Source organism: Aquisphaera insulae (assembly GCF_011064615.1).
Classification (GTDB): Bacteria; Planctomycetota; Planctomycetia; order Isosphaerales; family Isosphaeraceae; genus Aquisphaera; species Aquisphaera insulae.
This window is the reverse complement of sequence record NZ_JAALJH010000024.1, coordinates 1-25,380: the sequence shown is the minus strand read 5'-3', so window position 1 is coordinate 25,380 and position 25,380 is coordinate 1. Positions and strand designations below refer to the sequence as shown.

Sequence of the window (25,380 nt, the reverse complement as noted above, 5' to 3'; positions counted from 1 at the left end):
ATGCTGGATGTCTGTCTTACCCGTGAAGGCGACACCCCCAAGATACGGGAAGCTGACCAGTACTCAAGGATCAGGACTAACCCATTCGCTGCTGTCAACACGGCGAGCAACGTCCTCCTCGTGAACCGCCAGAGGCTCACCGCGGGGCCGAAACGGGCCGAAGCCGGTTACGTGCGGGATAGGCCACCGCTCGCCCGAGGCCAGTCCGGCTCACGCCGGAAGCTGGAGGGCTGCGCCCCGTCCGAACCACCCGCTGACGCGGGTGGTCACGTGTCTATGGATGGCCCCGCAGATGCCAGGACGTGGCTTCCGTATTCGGAACGGCATCCCCCAGACTCAGCCGGACGCCTCTCTTGTGACCGGGCACGGGATCGGCTTGAATCGGGGCTGAGGAGGACTGACCCATGAAAGGCTCATTCCATCGCGTCGTGATTCTGGTCCTGGGCGCGGCCTGCACGGGGGGCGTGAGCTCTCTCCCCGCGAACGAGCCCGCCGGGGTGCTCTACCTGTCGGACACAAACGCCGCGGACATCCTGTCGAGCACCCAGGCCTGGGGTGAGCTGGGCCTCGATACGGCGGTCCGGCCGGCGGGGCGGAATGGGGCTCCCCTGAGGATCGGCGATCGAACCTACCCGAAAGGGCTGGGTCATCACGCGAGCGGCGAGATCCGCGTGGACCTCGCCGGCCGCTTCCAGTCGTTCGACGCCGAGGTGGGCGTCCAATGGCAGGGGCCGAACAGGGACGGCTCGGTCGTCTTCCGGGTCTTCGTGGATGGCCGGAAGGCGTTCGACAGCGGCGTCATGCGTCAGGCCGATCCGCCGCGGGCCGTCTCGGTCGCCACGAAAGGGGCCGCGGAACTGACGCTCGTCGTCGATGACGCGGGGGACGGCATCCTCTGCGACTGCGCCGACTGGGCCCTCGCCCGGCTCACGATCGACCCGGCCGCGAAGGGGGAGAGGCCGCCTCGCCCCGAGGTGGACGTCGTCCCCTTCGGCCGGATCATGACCTGGGACCCGGCGCAACGGGCCGGGACCTCGGCCAGCCGCATCGGCGAGTTCCCCGCGAAGGACGTCGAGCCCGGCCGCGAGCTGGCTGTGGGCCGAAATCACGAGGTGATCGCTCCCGACTGGAACGGCCGCGGCTGCCTGGGGGTGCAATGGCCGGAATCGCGGAGCCTCCGCCGGCTGGAGCTGGAGTTCGCCGACGCGGCGAGGGCTTCGGCGGACCGTCCTCCTGTCGTCGAAACCTGGGTCGGCGAATCCCCCTGGCAGGGCGAGTGGAAGGCGCTCGGGTCGCGGCCGGAGCGGCGCGGGACGATGCTCGTCTGGGAAGGGCCGGGAGCGAACTGGCGAACGCCAACGCCCAGGGTGCGCTGGGTCTTCCCGAGTGGCGACCGGGCGGTCGTCGTGAAGTCCGTCGGCGTCTTCACTCGCTCGCACTGGCGGGCGGAGGAGGTTCGCCTCGAACGCGTCACGACCTCCGATCCGGCCGTGATCCCCGTTGAGATTTACAATGGAGCACTCGTCGATTCGTCGGGCGGCGATCCTCATCAGATCCGCTGGCAGGCGTCTCAGCCGCTGAACGTCAGGCTGCTGGCGAGCGTGCCGCGGGCGGACAAGACGGACCGGACCGTCCTCCGGTTCGGGGGCGAGGCCGGCGGGTTTGCGGTGTCGATCGAGGACGTCCTGGCGCATGGCTCCGTCTCGTACGGGGGCATCCGCGTCGCCGCGACGGCCGGCCGGAAGGACGGCATCGACATCCAGGAACCGGCCGTCACGCCGGGCGTGCTCGAGGACGTCCGGCGCCGGCCGGACGAGACCCTCGAACGCGCGATGACCGACGTCCACCGGGGCATCCAGGACCTGGGGCCGATGATGCTGTCCCTGGCCTGCGACAACCGCAAGATCGTGGCCGATCGCGAGGGGGACGTCCGGTTCGACGCCTCGCGCGGAATCGACGACCCGCCCCGGGACATCCCGGACCAGTGGCGGCTCGAGGTCCGGCCGGGGACGGGCGGGAAGCTCGACATCACGCGGCGGCTTCACGGCGGCTGGTTGCCGATGCCGACGACGACGACCCGCGAGGGCTCCGTCGTCTATCGGCAAACCACGTACGTCGCCCCCGTCGGCGAGGCCGCGACCGATCGTCCCGCCTGGGTCCGCGATCGTGCCGTCGGGATCGTCGAGCTGGCGATGCGGAACGAGACCGACACCCCCGCCCCGGCGCGCTTGACCCTGGCCCTGGCCGGGACGGGACCGGCGCCCGGGCGGGCCACCATGGCGGCCGTCGATGGGACCACGATCTTCTCGGTCGGCGATCGGGTTCTGGCGATCGCCGAAGCGGCGGCCGGTCCCCTCTCGCTTCGGCAGGATGCCGGGGGACTGACCCTGTCCGGCTCGCTGCCGCCGAACGCGGAATCCGGGTGCACCGTGCTCGTGCCGCTCTGGCCGCTTCGGCCGGGAGAGAAGGTCGTTCCGCCCGCCGGCACGACCTGGGAGGAGCGGACGACCGCCTACTGGAAGGCCGTCCTGTCGCCCTCGATGCAGGTGGATCTGCCCGACCCGTTCCTGGCCGACCTGATCCGGGCCTCGCAGGTCCATTGCCTGCTCGCGGCACGGTCCGAGGACTCGGGCCGCCGGGTCGCGGCCTGGATCAGTTCGGACCGCTACGGCCCGCTCGAGAGCGAGGCCCACGCGCCGATTCGCGGCATGGACATGCTCGGCCAGTCGGAATACGCCCGGCGCAGCCTGGAGTTCTTCATCAGGCGGTACAGCCCCGAGGGATTCCTCACCACCGGCTACACCCTGGTCGGCACCGGCGAGCACCTCTGGACGCTCGCCGAGCACGTCGAGCGGACGCACGACGAGGCCTGGCTCCGGAGCATCGCCCCCGAGCTGAAACGCGTCTGCGCCTGGATCATCCGGCAGCGGACGAAAACGAAGCGGGTGGACGAGCAAGGTCGGAAACGGCCAGGCTACGGGCTCATGCCGCCGGGCGTGAGCGCGGACTGGAATCGCTTCGCCTACCGGTTCTTCAACGACGCCCAGTATTCCGCGGGCTTGACCGCCGCGGCCCGCATCCTGAGCTCGATCCGGGATCCGGCCGCAGATGCCCTGGCGAAAGAGGCGGACGCCTACCGCGAGGACCTCAGAACGGCCTATCGGTGGACTCAGTCGCGGTCGCCCGTGCTGCCGCTGGGGGATGGGGCCTGGACGCTGGCCCAGAGCGCCCTGCTCGACAGCTACGGGCACGTCGAGGAATTCCTCCCCGGCGAGGACGCCAACCGGAGCTGGGCCTACAGCGTGGACCTGGGGGCCCATCATCTGGCGGCGACCGGGATCCTCGACCCGGGCTCGCCGGAGGTCGGCGGGATGCTCGGCTACCTGGAGGGCTCGGCGTTCCTGCGGACGGGGATGGGCGAGTATCCCGAGGGGGCCAGCCGCAAGGATCCGTATGGACTGGGCGGCTTCGCCAAGGTCCAGCCCTTCTACGCCCGCGTCGCCGAGATCTACGCCGCCCGCGACGACGTGAAGCCGTTCCTTCGAGCCTACTTCCACGGCCTCGCCTCGCTGGTCAGCCGTGAAAACATGTCGTTCTGGGAGCATTTCCACAACCAGGGCGGATGGAACAAGACGCACGAGACCGGCTGGTTCCTCTGCCAGACGCGCCTGATGCTGGTGCAGGAGCGAGGCGAGGACCTCTGGCTGGCCCCCTTCGTGACCGATCGCTGGCTCGGGGACGGCCGGGCCGTGTCGGTCCGCGACGCCCCCACGCGCTTCGGCAAGGTCGGCTACGCGATCCGCTCTCACGTCGGCGAGGGTTTCATCGAGGCGACGATCGCCCCGCCAACCGGGCCGGCGGAACCCCGGAGGATCCTCCTCCGGCTCCGCCATCCCGAGGGGAAACCCATGCGTTCCGTGACCGTGTCCGGGCGGCCTCACGGCGCGTTCGATCCGAAGTCCGAGACGATCACGCTGGCGCCGACCGGTCCCTCGTTGCGGGTTCGGGTGGAGTATTGAGTCGGAGGAGGGACCGGAGATCGGCAAATGCGCAGTCCCTGGCGGCGCCGGCCCGGTACAATCGAGGGGTCGTGGGGCAAGGCTCGAATTCGACCGCGGGAGGGGACATTGCTCGGCATCCGCCCGATGACGATCGAGGACATCCCCGTCGGCCGCCGGCTCGTGGCCCAGGCCGGATGGAATCAGCTCGAGGCCGACTGGAGGCGCCTGCTGGACCTGCAACCGGGCGGCGGATTCGTGGCCGAGCTCGACGGCGTCGGCGTCGGCACGGTGACGACCTGCCGGTTCGGGCCGGTGGCCTGGGTCGCCATGATGCTCGTCGACGAGGCCCATCGGGGCTCCGGGATCGGCCGGGCGCTGATGACCCGGGCGCTGGAATCGCTCGACGCCCAGGGCGTTTCGTCGGTCCGCCTGGACGCGACCCCGCTGGGCCGGCCGCTCTACGAGGACCTCGGTTTCGTCGCGGAGGCCACCCTCGATCGCCATCGCGGCATCCTGTCCCCGGCCGACGGGACTCCCGGCGAGGCGAGGGTGCGAACGGCCGGTCATCCCGATCTCGAAGCGGCGATTGCCCTGGACCGCGAGGCCACCGGGACCGACCGCGGCCGGCTGATCCGCCGCCTGGCCGACGAGCAGCCGGACGCATTCCGGGTCGTCGGCGAGAGCGGCCGGCTCCGGGGCTTCCTGCTCTCCCGACCCGGCGCGTCGGCCCGGCAGATCGGGCCGTGCCTGGGCGACGATCTGGCGGGACCGGCGCTCCTGGCCGATGCACGATCGCGGTACGCGGGCGAAACTGTCATCCTTGACATCCCGACCGTGAACGTCGCCGCCCAGGCCCTGGCCGGTTCGTGGGGGTTGCGCGCCGAGCGAGTCCTGCTCCGGATGGGCCGCGGGCCTCGGGTCGCGGAGGATCTGAGCCGGACCTGGGCCGGATCCGGGCCGGAGAAGGGATGAGGCAAACGGAAGCCATGCGTCCTGTTCCATGACGAAACCACCGGAGAGCTCGCGGTGACTCAATCCATGTCTCGGCGGACCGTGCTGGGCCTGGGACTTTCGGCCGCCTTCGGCCCTGGGCTCGGAGGCTTCGCGGACGCGCCGGTGCCCGACCTGCATCAGCAACTCCTGGCCCTCGCGGCGACCCAGGAGGCACGCCGACGCGCGCGGTTCGAGGCGATCTCGACCCCGACCCAGCTCGACGGACTGAAGGCGTCGCTCCGCGCGTCCTTCCTGGAGATGCTCGGCGGGATGCCCGGTGCCCAGGGCCCTCCCGCCGCCCGGATCACCGGGCGGATCTCGGGGGATGGATACACCGTCGACAGGGTGCTCTTCGAGAGCTTCCCCGGCTTTCAGGTCTCCGGACTCGTGTACCGACCCGCGGGCGACGCAACAGCCCATCCCGGCGTGCTCAGCCCGTGCGGGCATTCCGAGGTGGGCAAGGCCCACGAGACGTACCAGACCCTGCATATCAACCTCGCGAAACGGGGATTCGTCGTCCTGACCTATGATCCGGTGGGACAAGGAGAGCGGAGCCAGTTCTGGGACGCGTCCCGCGGCCGCTCGCGATTCGACCTCTCGTGCGGCGAACATTGCGTGCTCGGCAATCCGCTCTACCTGCTGGGGATGAGCTTCGCCCGCTACCGGATCTGGGACGCGATCCGGGCCCTCGACTACCTCATCTCCCTGCCTGGAGTCGATGCCGCCCGGATCGGCTGCGTCGGCAACTCCGGCGGGGGCAACCTGACGGCGTACCTCGCGGCGGTCGACGACCGGGTCCGCGTCCCCGTCATCGGCTGCTACATCACCGCCCTGCCCCGCCGGATGGCGAACCGGATCCAGGAAGACCCGTCGTCGGATCCCGAGCAGGACCCGCATGGCTTCGTCTCGCGAGGCATCGACCACGCGGGCCTCCTCGCCCTGATCGCGCCCAGGCCCGCGCTCCTTTGCTCGGCGGAGAAGGACTTCTTCCCGATTGCAGGGACGCGGGCCACGTTCGCGGAGGCGAAACGGCTCTACGCCATCGCCGGTGCCGAGGACCGGATCGGGATGACCGTGGCGCCCGGCCCGCACGGCCTCTCCCGGCCGCTCCGCGAAGCCGCCTACGCCTGGTTCGATCACTGGCTGAAGGGAAAACCGAGGGATGCTCAGGCCCCGGAGGTCGCGGTCAGCCCGCGCGATCCGGCGGAGCTGCGGGCGAGCCCCGACGGCCAGGTGAACGGTGCGACGAGGTCTCGCCCCTTCCTGCCGATGGCCTGGGAGCAGTACCGGAATCGGCCGCCGCGGCCGAGAGTCGAACTCAAGACGCTCCTCCGCAGTGATGCGGGCGAGATCGATTTCCGCCTCCACGACGAGGCGGCCGGGACGCGAGAGGGACGGCACCTGGTCCTCCTCGTGAACGGCAACGAGGCGCCGGCATGGGGGAAGGAGCGAGCCCTCATCGACGCCCTGGCCGCAGGCGCACATGCCGTGACGTCGATCGACCCGCGTGGCGTCGGTTCGCTTCGCGTCCCCTTGAAGTCTCGCGGCGATCGCTATGAGGATCCGCTGTCGGGCGTCGAGGAGAACCTCGCCTACAATGCCTTCCTCGTGGGGGAGAGCCTGGTCGCGATGCGGGTGGCGGACGTCCTCGCCGCCGTGGCCCGGCTGAGTCCCGCGAACGGCCGGCCGGGCCGGCCGATCGTCCTCTGCGGTCGTCGCGACTCCGCGCTGGTCGTCTTGCTCGCCGCCGCGATCGAGCCACGGATCACCTCGGTCGCGATCGAGGACGGTCTGCTCAGCTTCATGCCCCTGTTCGCGCCCGAGGGGCTCGCCATCAATGCCGCGAGCCTCCTCCCGGGCCTGCTCCGCGACTTCGGCGACCTCCCCGACGTCCTCGCCGCCCTGTCACCCCGCCCCGTCCTCGCGGCGGCCTGCCGCGGCTCGCTCGGCCGCGAGCTGCCGGCCGTGCGCACCGTCGAGGACGCCTTCACCGCGAAGCCCGCCACCCTGATCGAATGGCTGGGTGCGGGGGGGTGAGGTGGGTCTGGAGTGGGGCGATCCAACGAGAACGACGAGGGCTCACCCTCCGGGTGGCTGTGGTGGAAGCGCAGCGACACCACGGGATCGCGACGGCCGGAAGACTCGCCGGCGCTTTCACGCCGGCCATTGGGATCCCGTGGCATCGCCTTCGGCTCTGCCACAGCCACCCGGAAACTCGCATCTCCTCCGAGAGGTCTTCCACACCGCCCAGCGCCGCCGCCGCCGAACGAGAGGAATACATCTCGTCCCGATCACGCCTGGATCCCCCGGATCACGATCTCGAGGAACTCGCGCGCCCGCCGGGCCAGCGCGTCGATCTCGTCGGGATTCGCGGGCGAGGGGAGCAGCGGGGCGGAGATGTTCTCGCAGCAGAGCGGCATGTCCCGGCCCGTGAAGGCCACGGGCTGGAGCAGGCGGTAATGGTCGATCGCGCCGAGGCCGGGGCCGCAGTCCTGGTCCTTCGGGACATTCCGGTGATCCTTGATGCAGAAGCTCCGGACGACGTCGGCGCACGAGGTGATGTCGGGGATCGGGTCGAGGTCCAGGTAATCCATCACGTTGCCGGCGTCGTAGTTCACCATGATCCCCGGGTCGGCGACCTCGCGGACGATCTCGGCACAGGCGGCGCCCGTCCCGGTCTCGCCGCCGTGCTGCTTGATCACGATCGTCACGCCCTGGTCGCGCGCGATCGGCCCGAGCTCCTTGAACCGCTCGACCCAGAGCCCGCGATTGCCCCCCTTGGTGTGGCCGAAGGTCAGCACCTGCGGGACGCCGGCCGCGGCGGCCTGCCGGATCCGCGACCGGAAGACGGCGGGCGCCGCGGGATCCTCGGGATAGATCATCGAGAACATCATCAACGGCTCGAGCCCGAGGTCGCGGCACCTCCGCCCCAGCGCCTTGGCCCGCTCCGGGGGCGCGTCCGGGACAAGGACCGGGGTCTCGCCCCCCTTCTCCGCATGGGTCGTCCCCAGGGCCACGTATCGGAAGCCGGCCGCATGGATCCCGGCCAGAGCCCGCTCCAGCGGGAACTGCGAGTACGGCAGCGTCATGCAGGCGATCCGGAACCGCGTGGCCGCCGGCCTCGGCGGCCCCTCGATGGCCATGGCACTCCGGGCCGTGCCGGCCAGGCCCGCCAGGCTCGCCCCCGCGGCCAGGAGCCATTCGCGACGGCCCAGGCCGTCTCGATCGCCATCGACAGACAGACAAACCTTCGCTCGAGGCGGGCCTTCCGGTCCCCTCCCCCCCGCGTGGGGGAGGGTTAGGGAGAGGGGGCTGCTGCTCCCGACCCGCGGCACGACCTCGGCACGGAACGGCCCTTGCCTCATCGGCATGACTCCCCATAAGGAGGCACGAGTGCGTTGTCACCGCTCCCTTGTCGGGTTGCCCAGGGGACAGGCAGGAATGCCTGTCCCCCGACATCTCCGACTCGCTGAGCTATAAACCGGGGGACAGGCATTCCTGCCTGTCCCGCAACCCGAGTTCTTAACGTTGACGAGGCACCAGTGGGAAAGCCCTCAACGAAACGCCGTCTGCCCCGGGATCGCGATCGCCGAGGTCGGCGGCGCGGCGTCCCAGGAATAGCCGGACGGGCTGAGATCCTCCTGCGAGTTCATGGCCATCTCCCAGGTGATCTCCTGGCCCGTGTAGGCCGCCATCCGGCCCATGATCGCCAGCAAGGTGCTGCGGGCCATGTACTCGCCGTTGTTGATCGGCTTGCCCGCCCGGACGCCGGCGAACAGCTCGTCGTGCTCCTGCTGGTACATCTCGTTCTTGGGGCCGTCGTAGTACCAGGTGTCGCCCGTCGTCCCCTTGATCCAGAGCCCCTTGCGGCGCTCGGTGATCAGGGCCTGCCCCTTCGTCCCCACGACCTGGACGCTCATGTCGTCCTTGCAGCCCGGCTGCTGGCGGCAATTGCTGATGATCCGGGCACCGTCGGCGTACTCGTAGACGACCGAGAAATGGTCGTAGATCTGACCATATTCCGGCCCGGTGAGCACCTGCCGCCCCCCCATGCCGATCGCCTTGACCGGATACCGGTTCTTCATGACCCAGGCGCAGATATCCAGGTGATGGACGTGCTGCTCGACGTTGAAGTCGCCCGAGAGCCAGGTGAAGTTGTACCAGTTCCGCATCTGGTACATCATCTCGGTCATCCCGGGCTCCTTCGGCTTGGTCCACCGGCCGCTCCGGTAGTCGTTGGCCAGGATCGTGGTCACGTCGCCGGCCGCCCCGGCGTGGATCCGCCGGACGGTCTCGCGGTAGCCCGCGTCGTATCGCAGGCAGAGCCCCGAGACGATCGACACGTTCTTCTCCGCGGCACGCTTGCAGGTCTCCAGCACGGAGCGGACGCCCGGGGCGTCCACGGCCACGGGCTTCTCGGCGAAGACGTGCTTGCCGGCCTCGACGGCCAGCCGGAGATGGAGCGGGCGGAACTGGGGCGGGGTGCAGAGCAGGACGACGTCCACGCCCGATTCGATCAGCGCCTTGCACGCGTCGAAGCCAACGAACCGGCGGTCCTGGGGCACGTCGACCTTGGAACCGACGGCCGAGTCGGCCTTGAGGAACGACAGGCTCCCCTCGAGCCGGTCCGCGAACGCGTCGGCCATCGCGACGAGCTTCACGTCGGAGCCGGCCGAGAGCGCCTGCGTGGCCGCGCCGGTGCCCCGCCCGCCGCAGCCGACGAGCCCCACCCGCACCGTGCCGGTCCCGGCCGCGTGCACCATCGGCAGCGTGGAGAGTGCGCCGAGGCCGGCCGCGCCCCTGAGGATCTCTCGCCGCGTCGTTTGTCCCTGCATCGGTCGCCCTTCCTTCTGACTTACTGGGAGATCGGATGCACCTCGAAGGTGCGGACGAAGAGCTCGAATCCCTCGGTCTGCACGAGGATCTTGCCGGCCGCCGGGGTGACCTCTCGGCATTCGTTGACCAGGTGGCCATTCACGCGGACCGTGATCCGCCCGGCCGTGGACGTGCATTCCACCCGCGTCCATTCCCCCTTGGGGCTCTCGACGTCGTCCTTGCCCCGGGTGTCCAGCAGCTCCTTGTAGTCGGGGTCGTGCCGCGACCACCAGAGCTGGCTATCCGTGAAGGTCCGGGGCGTCCCGCCGACCTTCCAGCGAGGATGTTTGTCCGGGCCCAGGACCACGTCGGTGGTCAGGCTCACGGGGACCATCGAGCCATCGGCGAGCTTGCCCCGGATCGGGATCAGGTCCCCCACGCAACCCTGCGCGAGCTGGCATTCGACCGACGACATCCACTCGCCCCCGGCGCCTCCGTCGGGCCCGACGGCGTTGAGCAGCAGGCCCGAGTTCCGCACCGAGGGCCCGCCGTCGGTCCGGTCGCCCCAGCGGTACTCGAGGACCACCCGGTAATCGCGATAGGCCCGGTCCGTGGCCACGTACCCGAAGCCATCCCCCGAGATGTGCAGGAGCCCATCCCTGGTGACCCGGAAGACGCCCCGGGGGTCGACGTGGCCGGTCTCCTTGAGCCAGGTCGTCAGCCCGCCCAGGTCCTTGCCGTTGAAGAGCCGGATCGCCCGCGTCGGCCGCACGGGCTCGGCCGCCGCGTCGTCACCAGACGCCCCCCCCGGCAAGGCGACCGCGAGGAGGGCCCAGAGAAACGGTCGTGTGCTCACGTGCAAGTCCTCCGGGTTCGGTCAGGGGGACAGCCCCTCGCCACGGCAAGGCGCGTCACCGGCCTGGGATGATCGCACATGGTAGAGGCACGCGACCTCGGTTTCCAGCAAGAAAGTTCACCCGCGTTGGCCCCGGACTTGCACAGGAGACCCCCGTACATCCAGGGGACGGTGGCGGGGGAACATCGCCGATGGAACGGATGATGACGAGGACGTCGCGAGTCGAAACGTCGCGCATGTTCGTGGTGATGAACGTGAAGTCCGGTCAAGCCTCGCCGGAGGCCGTGCGCCGGGCGATGCTCGCGTACTGGGGCGAGGAGGACAAGGAGCACCGGATCTGGCAGCCCGGCGAGGGAGAGGACATCGTCGAGGGAGTCCGCCGCGCCGTGGCCGAAGGCTTCGACACGATCGTGGCGGCCGGCGGGGACGGTACGGTCTCGGCGGTGGCGAACGGGCTGGTGGGAAGCCGGGCCGGGCTCGGCATCATCCCGCTGGGGACCGCCAACGTCCTGGCCCATGAGCTGGGAATCCCCCTCGCGATGGACGAGGCGTGTGCCCTGGTGAACGGCGAGCACGACGTCGCGGCGATCGATGCCATGGGGTACGGCGGCAAGCATTATTTCACCCAGATCGGCGTCGGCCTCGACGCGCTCATGATCCGCGACACGAACACCGAGGCCAAGAAGCGGCTGGGCGTGCTGGCCTATCTCTGGACGGCCGTCACGAAGCTCGTGCGATTCCAGCCGCATCGGTTCACGATCTCCGCCGACGGCAAGACGTCGAAGGCCAGGGCGCTCCAGGTGCTGCTGGCCAACTGCGGGATGCTCGGCAGCTCCGGGCTGAGGTGGGGCCCGAACATCGCAGTCGACGACGGGCGGATCGACGTCTGCATCCTCCGCGCCGGCAACCTGATGAGCCCGCTCCGGGTGGCCTGGAACGTGATCCGGGGCCGGCACCGGCAGGATCCGGACATCGCCTACCTGTCGGCCGGTCGCGAGGTGGCCATCCGGTCCGAGCGGCCCCTCCCCGTGCAGGGGGACGGCGAGGTCATCGGCGAGACGCCCATCGAGGTCCGGGTCGTCCCTCAGGCTGTCCGCGTGATCGTCCCCCACCCCGCTCGCTGATGCCAGGAGAGACCCGACGATGGCCTTGCGGCTGATCCACCTCTCCGACATCCACGTCTGGCGATACACCTGGAACGCCCGCAGGCTGTTCGGCCTCCGGATCCTCGGGGTCATGGAACTCCTCATGGGCCGGGCCCGGCGGTTCCCCATGGATCGACTCGACGCCGTGGTGGACCGCGTGCGATCGCTCGACCCCGACCACATCCTGATCACGGGGGATCTGACGACCACCGCCCTGCCCTCCGAATTCCAGCAGGCCCGACGCCTGCTGGCGCCGATCCTCGGCGATCGGGAGCGGGTCACGATGATCCCCGGGAACCACGACCGGACGACGCGCCGATCGTACTTCACCCGCCGGTTCGAGGCGGCCTTCGGCGAGTTCATGCCCTCGACCACGTTCCCCTGGATCCGCCGCCTCGACGACGAGACCGGGATCCTCGGCATGGATGCCACCCGCTGGCACTGGCACTTCTCGCCGCGGGGCTATCTTCCGGAAGGACAGCTCGCAGCCGCCCGCGCGCTGACGGCCGATCCCGCCAATCTGCCGCGACGGCTGATCGTCGCCTGTCACTATCCGGTCGCCGCCCCGCCGCTCTACCGCGTCGAGCTGGCGCTCAAGCGGCTGGAGAACGAGCAGGCCGTCCGCGACTGGCTGAAAACGATCGGCCCTCATCTCTACTGCTGCGGGCACGTTCACGCCGCCTGGGCGATTCGCCCGGAGGAGATCCCCAACCAGCTTTGCCTCAATTCCGGCTCGCCGACCATGATCGACCCGACCGGCCTGCGCCTCCCCGGCTTCCTGGAGATCCTCCTGGACGACGATCGCGTCGCGGTCTCCCATCACGCCTGGACCGGCGCGGACTGGAAGGTCGTGCCGATGATCGAGGACTCTCTGACCGCGACTGCTTCGGACTTGCCGTCGTTCACGGCCTGACGCCGATCGCGGTGTGGTTCACGCAGGTCACGCTCAGGTCCGGGCTATCCAGGAGGAACTGGCCGGAGTCCGGCGTGGTGAGCCGATCGACGAGCGTCCGCAGGCTCGGCTCGAGCCGCGGCCCGGCGCGGTCGCGGAGGTCTTCCAGGTAACCCGCGAAGAACTTGCGTGCGGCCGGGTCCAGGGGCACTTGCCGCGTGAACGCGACGCATCGGACCCGGACGTCGACGAGCCCGGCCGCGCGGAGGGCGTGCAGGAGTTGGCGGCCGACGTAGAACTTCCGCGGCTCGTCGGCCCCGGCGACGAACGCCTCGAGCTCCGACTTGCGGAGCGCCAGCTCGATCTCCACCGGCCAGGGGAGGAGGACGTGGTGCAGCTCGTCGTTCTCGAAGACCGCGACATGCCCCCCCGGGCGGACGACTCCGGCCATCCGCCGGATCGCCTCGATCGGGTCGGGCAGGCTATAGAGGCTCTGGGCGCACCAAACCATGTCGACCGAGCCGCCCCCGATCGGGACGTGATCGACGTCGCCCCGGACGAACCCGACCCGCCTCGCCCGCTTCGGCCGTCGCGCGACCTTGCGCCGGGCCACCTCCAGGAAGGCCGGCGAGACGTCCAGCGCGATCACCTGGCCGGACTTGCCGACGAGTCGTGCGAGCCATCGCGTGTACGTGCCGTCGCCGCAGGCGAAGTCGAGCACCACGTCCCCCTTGCGGATCGGAAGATCCTCCAGGATCGCGATCAGCTCGGGAGCGAAGGCGCGATGATAGGCGGCCATCGTCGCCGCGTAGGCGGGGAGCTTCGATTCCTCCGAGCGGGCGCTCTCTGACGACACGCGATCCTCCGGATGACGGATGCGGCAGAGAGATCACGCAAGATCCGAGCCGTGACTCACTATGTCGACAGAAGCCACCTCACCCCTTCTGGACCCTGGCCGCTTCGGAGGCCGTTGATGGTCCAGACCGATCCCTTCCAGGGTGTCGCCATCAGCTCGTCGGAGGTGCCCCGGATCAGCCCGCGAATTTGGGTTCGTTCGTCTTTTCCCGGCCTCCGCGCCATTAGCATAAGTCCTTTTTCTGCATCACATTAGACTCGCTTTTCGATTTGGCTTTGCCCGCCATTTTTCGGGATTCAGACCCCCGATCTCCGCATCCTTCGTCGCCCGGAACCGCCGCCCTGGAATCGGGATTCTTCAGGCCCCGCACCCACGTGGACCTCGATCATCGTCGCCGATCCGACCGAGATCCCGGCGGCGCGCACGCTCACCGCAAGAGGATGCCTCTATTCAGAGAGTGCGCCATGTTTCGCGTTTTTTGTCCCTCGCCGGCGAGTTTTCCCAGAGATTGTTTCCGCCGAAATCGGCGAAATCCGAAATCCCAGACCCCACGTCTCCGCGTAACCGCTCGGTCGTTTCGGCCTCGTGCAGATCGTGCTCGACCCGGATCCGCGGGACCAGATCACCAGTTCGTCCCGGTGGACGTGGAGCGCCCTGAGGTGTTCGCCGCGGCGGTTGACGACGAGGACGAGGTGGCCGCGGAGGACGTCCTGGTCGAAGCCGGACCGGACGAGGGAGAGTTCCTCGAAGCCTTGTGCATGTCGCCGGGCCAGGTGCAGAGGAACGCGCGGCTGGCCAGCGGACGGAGGATCATCAGCCGGCCTCCCCAGCCACGAGCCCGACGACCGCCACGACGAGCCGGCCGATCCATTCGGGCTCCGGCCGGGATTCGAGGCGGAGCCGGACACCGCCGGGGAGCTCGATCTCGACGGCCCGAGCGGCGCTACTACGATATTCGGAATTAAGATGTCGCTGGGTCGATGTGTTCTCCTGCCTCCCCAGCTTCTCCAACTTGGGGGCGTGGCCACTGATCCCCGTGGCCACTGATTCCCGCTGCTGATTCCCGTGGATTCCCGCTGATTCCCGCGGCCACTGATTCCTCGCTTGCTCGAAGGGGAAGCAGCGACCTACGTCCAGATATATCGGGACGTTTGAACCGCCAGGTCATCCATGGCGGCTGATAGAAAGCGGGTGCGGTACGGCCGGGGAAGTCGATGAGTGCCAGTGGTGATCGGGGCGGTCCGGAAGGCTCGCCCCTTTCTGTAGGCGTTGGCCGCTTGCGAGCTCGACTGGCGACTGAGGGAACGCATGGATATGATGGGTATGGACGTCCAGTATCATGCCTGACTCCGTCCAGAGGTGCCAATGGCTGATCGCGTTGACGCAGAGCTGTGGTTCGCCCGACACTTGGCCGTGCTCGAAGCGTCCTATACCGTGAAGCATCAAACCAAACCGCATGAGCAGGCGCGCAGCCATTATTCGGGATTTCTGCTCCAGGTGAACCTGCCTGGAACGGCTCGGCAGGCAACGATGTGGATTACGGCGGGGCACTGCATGCAGGAGATTGAAGAGCAACTCCTAGGACGGCTGGAATGCTTCGACGACGTGAGATTTCGCTTCCTCGACATGCTTCACGCCAACGCCGTGTCGGAACTGCCGATGCCGTTCGATTATCTGGGCGGTCATCCGAAGGCGTGGCTCTACCATACTGATGACCGGGGGACCGCTCTGGGCATGGATTTCGGGGTGATATTCCTGAGAGCTCATGATGCGGATTTGATGCTGGGTAACAGGCTTGAACCGGTCGGCCCACCAAATTGGGTGAAGGTGCCGGAGACGTTCGATCATTACTACATGCTGGGCTTGCCTGGGGAGCTGGTGCGCCCGCAAGGGCAGGGCATCTGGTCGGCACAGCCGATACTGATCCCCGTGGAACGGCTGCACGCAAGACCGGCGTGCTACCAAGAGCAGAGCGATCCCATGTTTTACGGCGTGGTCGATACCCAGGAACGAGTGAAGAGCATCAAGGGGATGAGTGGCGGCCCTATCCTTGGCCTGAAGCTCGATGAGAACGGCATCGGCCGTTACTGGTTCATCGGAGTGCAAAGCGGCTGGTATCCGCCGGAGCGGATCGTGTGCGCCACGCCGCTTGCGGATGTGCGCGACATCCTGATCACAGGCATGCAAAGGATGCTGGAGCAGGACGCGGAGAAGGAGGAGATGGCGGACTGAGCGTCTGACGTGGCGTATCTGCTCGCGGGGCAATGAAAGGGGCCATCGCGAATACCCTGGAGTTAAGCCGCAATAATACTGCAAGAGTATCTCCTTGTGGTAATCCATCCGGGGCTTGGTTAAGCCAAGTTACTGATTCGGTCGGCGCTTCCTCGCGCGAGGCTCGTAGCGGCCACAGCGAGATGGATTGACGACCAAGGTCGGCGAGTCTCCACCGCTCTCGAGGCCGGTCAAACAGCGGAGGCCGTCGATCAGGTTAAGCCGATCTGGGTCCACTCGCTACGCCTCCGCCGACGCCAGCATCGTTGGGGGCATCAAAGGCTAGGAGCATCAAACGCCAGGGCATCAAAGGCCAGGAACTCAAAGCGGGTATCCTGGGTAGTGCAGAGAGGAAAGCGGGTCAATCCAGTTGGGGCTGTCGGCGGCCTGGGCCTGTCAACGGCCGGCTCGCGATGTCGACGTGCCATTCAGGCCGTGTGTCCGCCGGTTTCCCTGGTTTTACCCATCTTGAGCGCGTGACCATTGATTTCCCCTCGAACCGTCAGAGAGGCTGATGCAACCTGCGGTACTCCCGAGGCGTGCACCTGAAAGACTGGCGGAACGCCTCGTTGAAACGGCTGAGCGATCCGAAGCCCGAGCCGAACGCGATGCTCGCGACGGAATCCTTCGTGGTGACGAGCAACCGCTGAGCGTGCGAGAGCCGGTGTTGGGTGATGTGAGCGATCAGCGTGGTGCCGAAAGTCCGCTGGAAGAGGGCCATCGCGTAGTTCGGATGGAGGCTTACGTGCTGGCCGATGGCCTCGGCAGTCAGAGGCTGCGTGTAGTTCTGGGCGATGAAGGCCGCCATCCGTTCCGCCCGGCTCAAGTGGCGGCCGTCGAGGACGGCCGGCGAGCTCCGCCGCGGCCGCCGCGTCTCGTCTGAAGCAACGCTCATCGCGAGCCGTCGCAGGCGGGCCTCGACCTCCAGCAGGCAGACTCGGCGGCGCTCCTCCGAGCCGGTCCGCAGGTCCTCGCACCATGCCTCGAACCATATTCGGTCCGTCGCGAAGCGGCCCTCGTCCGGCTCGATGACGGTCCCTCCGTGCACGACCGCCTGCGTGAAACCGTCGGGCAGCCGCCATTGGAGGAACCACGCCAGGGGGACGGTCAGCACGAAATACTCGGAGAGCCGTTCGAACCCGACGATCTGATGCGAGATACCGGCCCAGAAGGCGGCCAACCGCCCAGCCGGGACGACGACCTTCCTCCCTCCCATGAGGTACGTGAGCCTCCCTTCCCCCAGGAGGTTGAGCTCGATTTCGTTGTGGCGGTCGCCGCGCGGCATCGTCGTCGGCGTCCAGCGGACGCAACTGAACCCGTACGGCGAGAACTCGGGGCGGGCCGGGTCGAAACGGTCCATGACCTTAGGATTCCGCAAGAAACCTCCCGATTCAAGGGAGTAACGCGGGTTTCTTCATGGGAGAATCCGTACGGATCGAGACGGTCAACCGAGGGTCATCGCGATGAAATCCAGGGATATCCGGGCCTCCTTCCGGGCGGTCGCATGGTGCCTGAGCCTGGCCACGCTCGCCGTCTTCTCGGGCGTCGGGCGGGCCGCCGACGTCGAGCGGTGGGGGGTGTGGGAGGCGTCGCTCGACGGCCCTCGCGAGGGCAATCCCTTCCTCGACGTGGACCTCTCGTGCACGCTCCGTCATGAGGGCGAGCGCGTGACGGTGCGGGGCTTCTACGACGGCGACGGCGTCTATCGGGTCCGCTTCTCGCCCCCGTCGTCGGGCACGTGGACCTACGCGACGCGGAGCAACCGGCCCGAGCTGGACGGCAAGTCCGGCTCGTTCACGGCCGGGCCGCCCGCGGCGAGCAATCACGGGCCGGTCCGGGTCTTCGAGACGTTCCACTTCCGGTATGCCGACGGCTCGCCCTATCACCCGTTCGGCACGACCTGCTACGCCTGGGTGCACCAACCCCGCGAGCTCCAGGAGCGGACGCTCAAGACGCTCGCCGCCTCGCCGTTCAACAAGCTCCGCTTCTGCGTCTTCCCCAAGAGCTACTACATCGCCAACAAGAACGAACCGGAGCTCTTCGCCTTCCTCAGGCGGGCCGACGGCAAGTTCGATTTCAGCAGGCCGGACCCCGAGTTCTGGCGGCGGTTCGAGCGTCGCATCCTCGACCTGCAATCGCTGGGCATCGAGGCGGACATCATCCTCTGGCACCCCTACGACCGATGGGGCTTCTCGGAGATGAGCGACGCCGAAGACGACCGCTATCTGCGGTACTGCATCGCCCGGCTCTCGGCGTACCGCAACGTCTGGTGGTCGCTCGCCAATGAATACGACTTCATGACCGACAAGCGTCCCGGGAGCCACGGCGGCAACAAGCAGTGGGAGGATTGGGACCGGTTCTTCTCGATCCTTCAGAACGAGGACCCGCACGGACGGCTACGGAGCATCCACAACGGCGTCAAGGTCTACGACCACACGAAACCCTGGGTGACGCACGCGAGCCTCCAGACCTCCGACATGAACGGGGGGCGGTCGTTCCGCGACCGATATCGCAAACCGGTCATCTACGACGAGTGCCGCTACGAGGGCGACCTCAAAGACTCCTGGGGGAACCTCACCGCTCGCGAGATGGTGCAGCGGTTCTGGCTCGGCACGCTGAGCGGCTGCTACGTCGGGCACGGCGAGACCTACGAGCACCCGAAGGACATCCTGTGGTGGTCCAAGGGGGGTGAGCTGCACGGCCAGAGCCCGAAGCGGATCCAATGGCTGAAGGACTTCATGGCGAAGGCCCCAGCCTTCCACGAGCTCCGGCCGATGGGCGACGGCAAGGGCCGCTTCCTGCTCGCAAAGCCCGGCGAGTATTACCTCCTCTACGGCACGGCCCCCGGGAAACTGACGCTGACCCTGGAGGGCGACCGGCCGTACAAGGTCGATGCCGTCGACCCCTGGGAGATGACCGTCACGCCGGTGGGCACGGCGAAGGCCGGGGAGTTCGTCGTCTCGTCGCCGAGGCCCGACCTCGCGTACCGCTTCACGCCCCGCGGGGCGGGCGAGGCGCTTCGCCCCGAAGCGGCCGACGGTGGCCTCGGGTCGCCGCCTCCCGCCGCGAGGCCCCGCGTGGTCGTGCTGTCGGACTTCCCGCCGCTCGACGTCATCCCGGTGGGGGCCGGGCACGGCCCGCCCGAGAAGCGGAGCGACCCGGACGACGTGCAATCGATGGTCCGCTTCCTGCTCTACGGGAACGACCTCGAGATCGAGGGCCTCGTGGCATCGTCGGCGACCCTGGCCAACGTGGCGAGGAGGCGGAACGTGCTGGACATCCTCGACCTCTACGACCAGGTAGACGACGACCTGAGGCGGCACGACCCCCGATATCCGACCGCCGATATGCTTCGGTCGGTGACCTGGGAGGGCCGCTCGGGCACCTACGGCAAGCCGGTCGGGGAGCTCGTGGGCGAGGGCAAGGATAGCGAAGCCTCGGGGGCCATCATCAGGCTGGTGGACCGGCCCGACCCGCGGCCGGTCTGGTTCTGCGTCTGGGGCGGCTCGTGCGACCTGGCCCAGGCCATCTGGAAGGTTCGAGCGACACGTTCCCCCGCCGAGCTCGCCCGCTTCCTGGACAAGCTGCGGGTCTACGCGATCGCCAGGCAGGACGGCTCGACGCAATGGCTGCTCGACTCGTTCCCGGGCCTGTTCGTCATCCTCTCGGAGCGGAACTACATGGGCATGTTCTGGGACATGCCCGGTTCCGACCGGAAGCTCGCGGACCTGGCGTGGTTGGACGAGCACATCCGCAGCGGGCACGGGCCGCTCGGGGCCATTTATCCGAAGAGCGGGGCGAACCTCCGGTCCGAGGGTGTCATCGAGGGAGACTCGCCCTCGTTCCTGCACCTGGCCGGTGGTGTGCACGGGCGGAATGACCCCGAACGCCCCGACCAGGCGGGCTGGGGCGGACGCTTCGTCCGCCCGGATTCCTCCCGGAACCATTGGTTCGATGCCCCGGCCGGAGGAGAGACCGTCTGGCGTTGGCGTGCCGAGGTCCAGGAGGATTTTGCCCGCCGAGCCGATTGGATGCGGTCCTCCCGAGGGCCACGTGCGAAGGGCGCGGGGTCATGAAGGCCGGCCGGCGAAGCGGTCGCGAGGGCGGCTCAGGGCCTCGAGCATGTCCTCCGTGATTCTCGCGTTGGCTGAAGGGCGGCTACGGGGCGACCGCGAGGGCATGCGGGTTCCTTGCGGTCTCTGCCGACCGGATCGTCCATGCGGGGCCTCCTCTTTCCCTGCCGGCTCCGCGTCAGCGACAATCGGCTCATATCGATTGCCATCCTGGTTCGATCCTGCGTCCAGTCTTCGTCACGTCCGGATGAGGTACCCGTCATGTCCGCATCACAAGCTGCCATCCCGGTGATTTATCCGGCCCTTCGTTACCGGGATGCCGTCGCGGCGATCGCCTGGCTGCAGGAGGCGTTCGGGCTCGAGAAGGGGTTGGTGGTCGAGAACCCGGACGGGACGCTCGCGCATGCCGAGCTCTGGCTGGGACCTTGCTGCGTGATGCTCGGCTCGGTCCACAAGGATGCGGACGGGAACATCCCGACGCCGCCGGCCGACCCGGGGGCCTGGTTCAGTATCTATTTCGCGATCGAGGACGTGGACGCCCACCACGCGAAGGCCCGCGCCGCCGGCGCCGAGATCACGGCCGAGCCGCACACCACCGAGTACAGCCCCCGGCAATACGTCGCGAAGGACCTGGAAGGCTACACCTGGTCGTTCGGGGCCTATCGCGCGGAGCGATCGTGACCTGCCACGGGCCTGATTGACGGGCTGAGCCCAGGACAGGCAAGAATGCCCGTCCCCCGAATCCAGTCCGCTTGCGTGGCTACGAGACCGGGGGGCAGACATCCCTGCCTGCCCGTCAGCCTGGTCGGCAGAGTACCGGCACGCGAGCCGCGGCGGCGTTCACCGCACGGCCCACTTCGACAGCGACGGCCCGCCCGCGGCCGTCCAGCGATGGAGGAGATTCAGCTCCTTCGGGCCGGGCATGGCGTTGAGCTTCCGCCGGGCCTGGACGACCTGGCGGGAGGCGTTGGCGACTTCCAGCGTGACGAGCCGGGTTTCCAGGCCCTCCGCGTCGATCATCCGGAGCGACCAGATCGAGCACCGCCCGGCGCGGCAGGACTGGGCGTAGGACGCCACGCAGTGGCCCATGACCCGGCCCTCGCCCTGGAGGGCGTGCGCGTTCGTGAGCTGGACGATCCGGTAGACCTTCCGCGACTTCCCCTCCCCCTCCTCGTGGACGAGCTCCGGCAGGCCCACGGGGTCCCACGCGAAGTTCGGCCCGTGGCCACCGCCGCCGAGCCGGCGGTGCCAGGCCGCGACGGCCCGGAGCAGGCCGTCGACGTCGCGGCCCTTCATCGACAGGTTCGGCTGCGCCGGGATCAGCAGCGGCTGCCCCGGCTGGCTCGCCAGCGGGTTGGGGACGTTCGCCGCGAACCGCCGGTCGAACAGGTAGTCGACGATCGGCCCGTGGTGTGCGTGGTCGAGCATCGGCTGATCGACGAGCCAGCGGAGCACGGTGATCCAGAAGTCCTCGTGGTCGAACGACCCGCCGACCCGAGTCGCGGCGACGGAGCGGATGAACCGCTCGTCGGCCCCGAGCTCGCGGAGCTGGGCCCAGCGGAAGGCCCGCAGCACGTCGAAGTCGGCGGGCGCCTGGAGATACAGGTGCGCCTGCTTCTTCGTGAGCGGGATCGGCAGGCCTTCGGCGTCGCGCAGGTTCCGCCCCTGGGCGATCCGGATGAACCATCGCTGATGGATCACGCCGGCCGGCGTGAGGCCCTCGGTCCAGGCCGAGTTCAGGAACGCGGGGACGTCGTATTTCGCCAGAAGATGCCGCAGAAGCGCGTGAAACTGCCGGTCCGCGTTGTGCGTCTTCGGGACCCACGGGCCCGGCTGCCGGACCCACGCGTCCGCGTGTGCCGAGAGTGCCATCAGCGCATTGGCGAAGGTGTATGCGTGCTGTCCCGTGAGCAGGCTCGTCCGCTCCCAGCAGACCTCGATGAGACGACGGAAGGCATCCCGGTCCGGCGCGAGCGGGTACGCGTTCGGGCTGGCCCGGTTCACCGTCGCATAGAGCGACGCGATCCCCCGGACGCCCGCCGCCGCCGGCGTGCCCGGCGTCGCCTCCGCCTCGATCCGCTCCAGGAACCGCGGCAGGTTGCGGTGGAACAGTCGCGATCCGCGGAGCGCCCCGTCGGCGCGGGCCGCGATCGCCAGGGCCTGCGCCCGCGGGCTCTCTCGCTCCGCCGCCTGCCGCGCGGCCCTCCGCTCGTGCTTCTCCTTCAGCTCCAGCCGCTTCTGCTTGTTCGACTTCGGCCTGGCGTCCATATCGCCGTTCGCTCGTCCCCGGCCTTGCGCGCCCGATGTGCTCCCACCGAGCGGAACAGACACCGCGCGGCGAATCGGGTTCGCAGTCCCTGCATGCTGGACCTGGACATCGGGCTCTACCTGCCGCGACCGAACATCGGGGTCGCTGTGACGGAGCCGAAGACGACCCCACGCCCCGTGAATCCGGAGTGAGAGGCGGTTCGCATTCGTCCCACGAGCCCTCGATCGGGTGGCTGTGGCAGAGACGAAGTGGCACTATCCCAAATGCGGAAGCCACGGATTGACAGTCCTGCGCGAGCTTTCTGAACGGGTAACCACCCGCGTGAGCGGGTGGTTCGGACGGGGCGCAGCCCACCAGCCTCCGGCGTAAGCCGGACCGCCTTCGGACGAGCGACGGCCTGCCCCGCGGATCGCACTGACGTGCGAGGCTGGAGGCTTCGCCCGTCCGAACCACGATCTGACGATCGTGGTCACCCATGCTTGCGTAATTATGCCGGCTGTCAACCCTCGGGAGCCGACTTCTCACCGTCTCGGGACGATGCTGACGAAGTCGATGCCACGGGATCGCAAAGGCTTACCCGGATCGCGCCTGCATCGGCGCCGGCCGAGGCGATCCCGTGGTGTCGCTTCGCTTCCACCACAGCCACCCGGACAGAGATCCTGCATGATCTCGGCGCTCGTCGCCTGCGACTCACCTCGCCCTTCGGCATGGGAGTTCATGGGAAGCCACCCATCAGCTCGCAGGGAGTTCATGGGAAACCACCCAGACCTGCGACGGTCCCGGCTGGCTGACGTCATCCCAGGCCGGATTTCGTCTGTCGTCAGGGCACTCCCCAGAAATAGAACGCCAGGACGACGATCGTCCCGATGAGGGCCACGATCAGGCCCGGGATGCGACGGAGCTTAAGATAGAAGAGGAGGATCAGGCCCGTGAGCGAGATGACCACGAGGACCGCCGCCGAGATGTCGATCACCGCCGACCAGGCCGGGCCGGTGTCGCGGCCCTTGTGCAGGTCGTTGAGCACCGCGACGAGGCCGTGGATCGACTCCGTCAGCGTGTACTTGCCCGACTCCCGGTCGATGAAGGCATCGGCCGAGTAGCCCGGCCCCTTGAACGTGACCGAGCATTCCTGCTCGTCCACCTTGAAGTCGACGAGCGCGCCGCGGATGCCGTGGGCCTTCCGGAGCGCCTCGACGACCTCCAGCTTCGCAACCTCCGCGGAGAGGTCCGGCGAAGGTTGGTTGCCGGGGGCGGGAGGTTTCAGGTGGAGCAGATCCGAGTTGATGGCCCCCTCCGCCTGGACGGTCCGCGCCTGCTCGCCGAAGAACCAGTCGGGGTGATTGAGCGTGATCCCCGTGACGCTGAAGAAGAGCGTCACCGCCAGGCCGAGCATCGAGGCGTAGACGTGCAGCCATCGGGCGAGCCAGGCGAAGCGGATCGCCAGCCGGCGGCGGAACGGGCGAGCGTCGGTCGTGGCCATCGGCACAGTCACCTCACCTCATGTCACCGCGCCGGTTTCGGCGAATCCTTGCGACGGTATTCGACGGTCGCGGATTTGATCTCGGTATCCCCCCTCAGCTCCTCGCGGATCGGGGCATCGCCACCGACCTTCATTTTCTTCTGGATATGCTGGTACGTCCCGTGCTCGCGGACGGCCTCGATGTTGACCGTGTATTCGCCGGGGGGGGCGGGGCGGCCCTGGGTGTCCTTGCCGTCCCAGGCGACCTTGTACTTGCCGGGAGGCCGCGTCGGTCGGGCCAGGGTGAGGAACAGGTCCTTCTTCTCCGCCTGCTTGCGGGCCTGGTCGGCGCGATACCAGCGCTTCAGGTCGGGGAGCCACTGGAACGGGCCGGCGCCCCGGAGCGAGACCCAGAGGGTCAGGTTGCGGACGACGTTGCCGTCGGCGTCCTCGATCCAGATCGCGACGTAAGGCCGACGGTAGCGCCGGCCCTCCCCTTCCGGGGCGTTGATCTCGAAGTCGATGGCCAGCTCATGGTCCCGGTTCCATGTCTCCGCGGCCCCGTCCTGGGAACCGGCCTCCGGTTTCGCCGCGGGCTTCGCCGGCTCCTGGGAGGCCATCGCGATCTCGAAGCGTGAGAAGCCCGGGCTCCGGGTGACCCGCCCCCGGCGATCGACGACGAGGCCCTCCGCGCCCGCCACGGACGCGATGAGCCGGAGGCCCTCCTCCGGCGTCAGGACGCAGCAGGCGGTCGCGAGTGCGTCCGCGTCCGCCGACCGGGGCGCGACGACGGTGGCCGCGACGACCTCGCGGGCGGGGAGCCCGGTCCGGGGGTCGATGATGTGCGAATACCAGGCGCCGCCGATCCGGAACCCGCGCTGGGATTGCCCGCTGGTGGCGACGGCCCGATCCCGGACGGCGAGCGTCGTCATCGGCTCCGCCCCTTCGGAGTCCCTCCAGGGGGAGACCATGCCGATGTTCGCCTCGATGTCGCCCATCGCCCGCAGGTCCCCGCCGACGTTCAGGACCAGGCCGCGGACGCCTTCGCCCTCCCCGAGCCCGGCCACGGCGGCCCGCTCGACGATCCAGCCCTTGGCGATGGCGTTGAGCGTGATTGGGACATCCTCGAGCCGCTCGGCCGTCGCCCCCGTCATGTCGAGTCGCCAGGCGGGCCGATCCAGGAGCGTCCGGGCGGCGGCGAGCTCGGGGGCCGAGGGGGGCGATCCCCGCCGTTCGGCGCCGGCCCAGATCCGGGTGAAGACCTCCGCGCGGGCGTCGAAGGCCCCGCCGCTCCGTTCGCGCCAGCCGTCGCAGGCGGCGAGCAGGTCGAGCAACTCATGCGAGACGTGTGCGGGGCCGGGCGGCCCGGACTGCCAGCGTCGGATCTCGCTCGATGGGTCGTAGGAGCTGAAGACCCGGGCGAGTCGGTCGATCTCGGCGAGGACCCGCGACTCCGCGCGACGGGCGGAGGGCTCATCCGCGGCCCGGACCCGGAGCTCGAGCGACGTCCCCATCACGTTCTCGTGGAAGTAGTCGTGGTCCCGTCCCCCGGCCGATGGTGAGGGCCCGTCGTCGAGGAATCCCAGGAGGCAGGCCAGAATCATCGAGGGGACGAGCATGGGCGAGTTCCGATTCGTGCGGGCGTGTCGGGTTGCGGGCCAGGAACGAGGCTATCAAAGCGAGCGCGGCCGGACAACGACGGTTGCGGGGCTGGGGGGGGCGCACGACACGGTTTGTATTGACGGCGGTC

The 25,380-nt window shown here is 68.7% G+C and carries 17 protein-coding genes and 1 pseudogene; 9 read left to right on the top strand and 9 right to left on the bottom strand.

Annotated features, from left to right (window positions below; translation table 11 throughout):
* Nucleotides 1-404 precede the first annotated feature (404 nt).
* From G6O54_RS15010 to G6O54_RS15000, 3 genes are all read left to right on the top strand, one after another.
* Nucleotides 405-4,019: an NPCBM/NEW2 domain-containing protein gene (locus G6O54_RS15010; RefSeq protein WP_165226463.1), complete on the top strand. Its 3,615-nt coding sequence runs from the start codon at nucleotides 405-407 to the stop codon at nucleotides 4,017-4,019.
* A gap of 108 nt (nucleotides 4,020-4,127) precedes the next feature.
* A complete protein-coding gene (locus tag G6O54_RS15005; protein WP_165226462.1) occupies nucleotides 4,128-4,973 on the top strand; it encodes a GNAT family N-acetyltransferase in 846 nt (281 codons plus the stop codon).
* A 54-nt stretch (nucleotides 4,974-5,027) separates the two neighbouring features.
* Nucleotides 5,028-7,031: an alpha/beta hydrolase family protein gene (locus tag G6O54_RS15000; RefSeq protein ID WP_165226461.1), complete on the top strand. Its 2,004-nt coding sequence runs from the start codon at nucleotides 5,028-5,030 to the stop codon at nucleotides 7,029-7,031.
* 254 nt (nucleotides 7,032-7,285) lie between these two features.
* On the opposite strand, the gene G6O54_RS14995 is transcribed toward G6O54_RS15000, so the two are convergent.
* From G6O54_RS14995 to G6O54_RS14985, 3 genes are all read right to left on the bottom strand, one after another.
* Entirely contained in the window at nucleotides 7,286-8,359 is a 1,074-nt protein-coding gene (locus G6O54_RS14995; protein WP_165226460.1) for a sugar phosphate isomerase/epimerase family protein, read from the bottom strand.
* Nucleotides 8,360-8,548: 189 nt separating this feature from the next.
* The gene (locus tag G6O54_RS14990; protein ID WP_165226459.1) at nucleotides 8,549-9,829 is read right to left on the bottom strand and encodes a Gfo/Idh/MocA family protein; all 1,281 of its coding nucleotides are present in this window, start codon (nucleotides 9,827-9,829) and stop codon (nucleotides 8,549-8,551) included.
* A gap of 20 nt (nucleotides 9,830-9,849) precedes the next feature.
* The gene (locus tag G6O54_RS14985) at nucleotides 9,850-10,665 is read right to left on the bottom strand and encodes a 3-keto-disaccharide hydrolase (protein ID WP_165226458.1); all 816 of its coding nucleotides are present in this window, start codon (nucleotides 10,663-10,665) and stop codon (nucleotides 9,850-9,852) included.
* A gap of 68 nt (nucleotides 10,666-10,733) precedes the next feature.
* On the opposite strand from G6O54_RS14985, the gene G6O54_RS14980 reads away from it, so the two are divergent.
* Both G6O54_RS14980 and G6O54_RS14975 read left to right on the top strand, forming a co-directional pair.
* A complete protein-coding gene (locus G6O54_RS14980; RefSeq protein WP_369432142.1) occupies nucleotides 10,734-11,789 on the top strand; it encodes a diacylglycerol/lipid kinase family protein in 1,056 nt (351 codons plus the stop codon).
* Between the two features lie 19 nt (nucleotides 11,790-11,808).
* Entirely contained in the window at nucleotides 11,809-12,723 is a 915-nt protein-coding gene (locus G6O54_RS14975) for a metallophosphoesterase family protein (protein WP_165226456.1), read from the top strand.
* On the opposite strand, the gene G6O54_RS14970 is transcribed toward G6O54_RS14975, so the two are convergent.
* Entirely contained in the window at nucleotides 12,713-13,558 is an 846-nt protein-coding gene (locus tag G6O54_RS14970; protein WP_165226455.1) for a class I SAM-dependent methyltransferase, read from the bottom strand. The two genes, G6O54_RS14975 and G6O54_RS14970, sit on opposite strands and share 11 nt — an antisense overlap.
* 622 nt (nucleotides 13,559-14,180) lie before the next feature.
* Nucleotides 14,181-14,372, bottom strand: coding sequence for a hypothetical protein (locus G6O54_RS14965; protein ID WP_165226454.1), 192 nt, complete (start codon nucleotides 14,370-14,372; stop codon nucleotides 14,181-14,183).
* A gap of 551 nt (nucleotides 14,373-14,923) precedes the next feature.
* On the opposite strand from G6O54_RS14965, the gene G6O54_RS14960 reads away from it, so the two are divergent.
* Nucleotides 14,924-15,790 carry a hypothetical protein gene (locus G6O54_RS14960; RefSeq protein ID WP_165226453.1) on the top strand — a complete coding sequence of 289 codons (867 nt, stop codon included), beginning with the start codon at nucleotides 14,924-14,926 and terminating at the stop codon, nucleotides 15,788-15,790.
* A 541-nt stretch (nucleotides 15,791-16,331) separates the two neighbouring features.
* Here the strand turns inward: G6O54_RS14960 and G6O54_RS14955 are convergent.
* Nucleotides 16,332-17,189 (bottom strand): helix-turn-helix domain-containing protein, encoded by an 858-nt coding sequence (locus G6O54_RS14955; RefSeq protein ID WP_165226452.1) that lies wholly within the window; start codon nucleotides 17,187-17,189, stop codon nucleotides 16,332-16,334.
* Nucleotides 17,190-17,346: 157 nt separating this feature from the next.
* On the opposite strand from G6O54_RS14955, the pseudogene G6O54_RS39050 reads away from it, so the two are divergent.
* The 3 genes and pseudogenes from G6O54_RS39050 to G6O54_RS14945 all read left to right on the top strand — a co-directional run.
* Nucleotides 17,347-18,852: pseudogene (locus tag G6O54_RS39050) on the top strand (DUF5060 domain-containing protein); the annotation flags it as partial.
* Nucleotides 18,853-18,906: 54 nt separating this feature from the next.
* Nucleotides 18,907-19,905, top strand: a complete 999-nt coding sequence (locus tag G6O54_RS39045; protein WP_439650246.1) for a DUF1593 domain-containing protein — start codon at nucleotides 18,907-18,909, stop codon at nucleotides 19,903-19,905.
* 258 nt (nucleotides 19,906-20,163) lie between these two features.
* Nucleotides 20,164-20,583: a VOC family protein gene (locus G6O54_RS14945; protein WP_165226450.1), complete on the top strand. Its 420-nt coding sequence runs from the start codon at nucleotides 20,164-20,166 to the stop codon at nucleotides 20,581-20,583.
* 159 nt (nucleotides 20,584-20,742) lie between these two features.
* On the opposite strand, the gene G6O54_RS14940 is transcribed toward G6O54_RS14945, so the two are convergent.
* The 3 genes from G6O54_RS14940 to G6O54_RS14930 form a co-directional block, all read right to left on the bottom strand.
* A complete protein-coding gene (locus G6O54_RS14940) occupies nucleotides 20,743-22,170 on the bottom strand; it encodes a PcfJ domain-containing protein (RefSeq protein WP_165226449.1) in 1,428 nt (475 codons plus the stop codon).
* Nucleotides 22,171-22,991: 821 nt separating this feature from the next.
* Nucleotides 22,992-23,651 (bottom strand): PepSY-associated TM helix domain-containing protein, encoded by a 660-nt coding sequence (locus tag G6O54_RS14935; protein WP_165226448.1) that lies wholly within the window; start codon nucleotides 23,649-23,651, stop codon nucleotides 22,992-22,994.
* Between the two features lie 23 nt (nucleotides 23,652-23,674).
* Nucleotides 23,675-25,249 (bottom strand): DUF2271 domain-containing protein, encoded by a 1,575-nt coding sequence (locus G6O54_RS14930; RefSeq protein WP_165226447.1) that lies wholly within the window; start codon nucleotides 25,247-25,249, stop codon nucleotides 23,675-23,677.
* Nucleotides 25,250-25,380 lie beyond the last annotated feature (131 nt).

Bases quoted from the DNA above. Each gene is read 5' to 3' on its own strand.
- G6O54_RS15010 (WP_165226463.1), top strand. From the start codon at position 405: ATGAAAGGCTCATTCCATCGCGTCGTGATTCTGGTCCTGGGCGCGGCC.
- G6O54_RS14995 (WP_165226460.1), bottom strand. From the start codon at position 8,359: ATGAGGCAAGGGCCGTTCCGTGCCGAGGTCGTGCCGCGGGTCGGGAGC.
- G6O54_RS14990 (WP_165226459.1), bottom strand. From the start codon at position 9,829: ATGCAGGGACAAACGACGCGGCGAGAGATCCTCAGGGGCGCGGCCGGC.
- G6O54_RS14980 (WP_369432142.1), top strand. From the start codon at position 10,734: ATGATCGCACATGGTAGAGGCACGCGACCTCGGTTTCCAGCAAGAAAG.
- G6O54_RS14975 (WP_165226456.1), top strand. From the start codon at position 11,809: ATGGCCTTGCGGCTGATCCACCTCTCCGACATCCACGTCTGGCGATAC.
- G6O54_RS14965 (WP_165226454.1), bottom strand. From the start codon at position 14,372: ATGATCCTCCGTCCGCTGGCCAGCCGCGCGTTCCTCTGCACCTGGCCC.
- G6O54_RS14960 (WP_165226453.1), top strand. From the start codon at position 14,924: ATGGCTGATCGCGTTGACGCAGAGCTGTGGTTCGCCCGACACTTGGCC.
- G6O54_RS14955 (WP_165226452.1), bottom strand. From the start codon at position 17,189: ATGGACCGTTTCGACCCGGCCCGCCCCGAGTTCTCGCCGTACGGGTTC.
- G6O54_RS14945 (WP_165226450.1), top strand. From the start codon at position 20,164: ATGTCCGCATCACAAGCTGCCATCCCGGTGATTTATCCGGCCCTTCGT.
- G6O54_RS14940 (WP_165226449.1), bottom strand. From the start codon at position 22,170: ATGGACGCCAGGCCGAAGTCGAACAAGCAGAAGCGGCTGGAGCTGAAG.
- G6O54_RS14935 (WP_165226448.1), bottom strand. From the start codon at position 23,651: ATGGCCACGACCGACGCTCGCCCGTTCCGCCGCCGGCTGGCGATCCGC.
- G6O54_RS14930 (WP_165226447.1), bottom strand. From the start codon at position 25,249: ATGCTCGTCCCCTCGATGATTCTGGCCTGCCTCCTGGGATTCCTCGAC.